Below are 3,587 nucleotides of genomic sequence, written 5' to 3'. Positions count from 1 at the left end.
CAAAATCCGCGGCTTCCGCATCGAACCCGGCGAGATCGAACACATCCTCACCGACCACCCAGCCATCACCCAAGCCACCGTCGTCGTCCAACACAACCAACCCGACAACACCCGCCTCATCGCCTACATCGTCACCCACACCGACACACCGGCAGAGGATCTGCGTGAGTTCGTACGGCGACGGCTGCCGGAGTACATGGTGCCGTCGGTGTTCGTGGCGCTGGACCGGCTGCCGTTGACGGCCAACGGCAAGCTCGACCGGGCCGCACTGCCCGAACCGAGCCCAGCCGTGCGGGCGGATCGTGCGCTCCGGGAGCCGCGTAACGCGCGTGAGCGGCTGCTCGGGGAGTTGTTCGCGCAGGCGCTGGGGGTGGACCGGGTCGGGCTCGACGACGACTTCTTCGCGCTCGGCGGAGACAGCATCGTCTCGATCCGTCTGGTCAGCCTGGCCCGTGCGGCGGGCATCGGGGTCGCGGTACGGGACGTCTTCGAGCAGCGGACGGTGGCCGGGCTGGCAGCGGTCGCCGAAGAACTGGCCGGGGCGGCCCCACACGCCGCCGACTCCGGTGTGGGAGCGGTCGAGCCGACCCCGATCATGCGGTGGTTCGACGCACGCGGCGGCGAGGTCGACGCGTTCCACCAGGCGATGCTCCTGGAGGTGCCGGCCGCTCTGGGTGAGGATCGCCTCACCGCGGCCGTCCAGTCGCTCGTGGACCACCATGACGCGCTACGGCTGACCCGAACGAAGGACGACACGGGCGGCGGGTCGTGGTCGCTGGAGGTCGGACCGGTACGCTCCGGGTCGGCGGCCGGCCTGGTGCACCGGGTCGACCTCAGCGGCGCCGACGTGGACGAGGCCCTGGTCCGCGAGCAGGTGAAGGCAGCGGCCGCCCGTCTGTCGGCCGAGCGGGGGTCGCTGCTTCAGCTGGTGTGGCTCGACGCGGGACCCGCTCGCCCCGGCAGGCTGCTGGTCGTCGTGAGCCATCTGGTGGTGGACGGAGTGTCCTGGCGGATCCTTCTTCCGGATCTCGTCGCCGCCTGGGAGGCGGCCGGGCTCGGCCGGCCGGCGCGGCTGGATCCGGTGGGCACCTCGCTGCGCCACTGGTCACAGCTGCTGGCGGTGGAGGCCCGGCGGCCGGCCCGCGCCGCGGAGGTGACGCTCTGGGCCGACCTGCTCGGCGTGGCCGACCCGCCGCTGACCGCCGGCCGACTGGATCCCGTCCGGGACACCGTGGGCCGGGCGAGGGAGTGCACCTGGTCCCTTCCGCCCGAGGTCACGACCCCGCTCCTGACCACGGTGCCGGCAGCCTTCCACGCGGGTGTGAACGACGTGCTGCTGACCGCGCTGGCGCTGGCGATCGCCGAGTGGCGCCGGCGTCACGGCCGTGGGCGGCAGACGGCGCTGCTGATGGACGTGGAGGGGCACGGGCGCGAGGAGATCGTCGACGGGGTGGACCTGTCGCGCACCGTGGGCTGGTTCACCTCGCTGTATCCCGTCCGGATCGACCCGGGTCCCCTGGTCTGGGCCGAGGCCGTCGACGGTGGGCCGGTACTCGGACAGGCGCTGAAGCGAGTGAAGGAGCAACTGCGTCTGCTGCCCGACCACGGTATGGGCTTCGGTCTGCTGCGGCACCTCAATCCCGAGACCGGTCAGCGGTTGGCCAGGCTTCCCGTGCCCCAGCTCGGGTTCAACTACCTCGGCCGGTTCCCGTCCGCGGGGACAGCGGTGGTGCCCGGCAGTCCCGAGTGGACGGTGGCCTCGGAGACCGGACTGCTCAGCGGCGCCGATCCGGCGACCGCCCTGGCGCACGGGCTGGAGGTCAACTCCATGGTCCGTGACGCACCGGGCGGGCCGCGGCTGGAGGCCGTTTGGACGTGGGCTCCCGCTCTCTGGTCCGAGCAGCACGTCCGTGTCCTCGCCGAACAGTGGTTCCAGGCGATCCGGGGCCTGGTCCGGCACGGCGACCGGTCCGGCACGGGCGGCCACACTCCCTCGGACTTCCCCCTGACCGAACTCAGCCAGCACGACATCGAACAGCTGGAAGCCGCGTGGAGGATTCAGAAATGACGTCGTCGGGCCTCGAAGACATCCTTCCCCTCTCTCCGATGCAGGAGGGACTGCTGTTTCACTCCCGCTACGAGCAGGACGGTGCGGACGTCTATGCGGTGCAGCACGTCTTCGACGTCGAAGGCGCCCTCGATGCGGCGCGGCTGCGGACGGCGGTGCGCGCCCTCGTCCAGCGGCACCCGAACCTGCGCGCCGGTTTCCAGCAGGTGGACTCGGGACAGACGGTCCAGCTGATTCCCCATCAGGTGAGCGTTCCCTGGGAGGAGTTCGATCTCTCCTCACTGCCCGATGCCGAGGCGGAGGCGGAACTGGCCCGGCTTGCCTCGAAGGAGCACGGCCGCCGGTTCGACCTGGGCGAGCCGCCGCTGCTGCGCTTCCTGCTGGTACGGATGGCCGCCGAGCACCACCGCCTGATACTGACCACCCATCACATCCTGCTCGACGGCTGGTCGACGCCCCTCCTCATCCGCGAGCTGAGCGCGCTGTACGACAGCCACGGCGACGAGGCCGCACTCCCCCGGGTGACCCCCTATCGGCAGTACCTGGGCCGACTCGCGCAGCAGGACCGGCCGGCGGCGGAGGCCGCCTGGCGTGAGGCGCTGTCGGGTCTGGAGCAGCCGACCCTGCTCACTCCGGTGGACCCGGGACGGACCGGGCTGATGCCGCAACGGATCACCGTCGAGCTGGACGAGGACCGCACGGCCGCCGTCGCCGACTGGGCGCGTCGTCAGGGCGTGACGCTGAACACCGTGCTGCAGGCCGCCTGGGGGCTGGTCCTGAGCCGGCGCACCGGGCACGACGACGTGGTGTTCGGTGCCGTGGTCGCCGACCGCGACCCCCAACTGCCCGGTGTCGAGGCCATGGTGGGACTTCTCATCACCATGGTGCCGGTGCGGGTGTCGCTGGACCCGGCGCAGTCGCTGCGGTCCGCCGTCGTACGGCTCCAGGACGCGCAGTCGCGGCTGACCGCTCACCACCACCTCGGGTTGGCCCGCATCCGGCAACTGGCCGGGCTGGGTGACCTGTTCGACACCTCGCTGGTGTTCGAGAACTACCCCTGGGACGACCCTGACGAGCGGCCGGACAGCGGGCTGCGGATCACCCCGGACCTCGGCCGCGGGCGGGACGCGACGCACTATCCGCTCACCCTGATCGCCGCCCCTGGCTCCCGTCTCTACCTCCGCCTGGACTACCGCGACGACCTCTTCGACCAGCCCACGGCCGCCGGGCTCCTCGACCGGCTGATCCGGGTTCTCGACCTCGTCGTCACCGACCCCGAGCGGCCGGTCGGCCGGATCGACCTGCTCACCCACGAGGAGCGGGCCGCCCTGCTCGCCGCACCGAACGACGTCCCCGAGGCGAGCAAAGCCACCTTGCCCGGCCTGTTCGAGACGCAGGCCGCGGCTCACCCCGACGCCGCGGCCGTCGTCTCCGGCCGGACCACGACCACGTACCAGGAACTCAACGAACACGCCAACCAACTCGCCCACCACCTCATCGCCCACGGCATCGGCCCGGA

The 3,587-nt window shown here is 71.6% G+C and carries 2 protein-coding genes; both read left to right on the top strand.

What is annotated here, in order from left to right:
* A partial coding sequence (locus tag Q8A52_RS48670; RefSeq protein ID WP_316765125.1) for a condensation domain-containing protein occupies positions 1-2,068 on the top strand: 2,068 nt, incomplete at its 5' end.
* Between the two features lie 38 nt (positions 2,069-2,106).
* On the top strand, positions 2,107-3,587 hold a 1,481-nt coding region (locus Q8A52_RS48665), incomplete at its 3' end, for a condensation domain-containing protein (RefSeq protein WP_316765124.1).

Source organism: Streptomyces herbicida, assembly GCF_032656585.1.
GTDB lineage: Bacteria > Actinomycetota > Actinomycetes > Streptomycetales > Streptomycetaceae > Streptomyces > Streptomyces herbicida.
The sequence above is the reverse complement of the archived record's forward strand: the minus strand, read 5'-3'. Positions and strand labels throughout refer to the sequence as shown.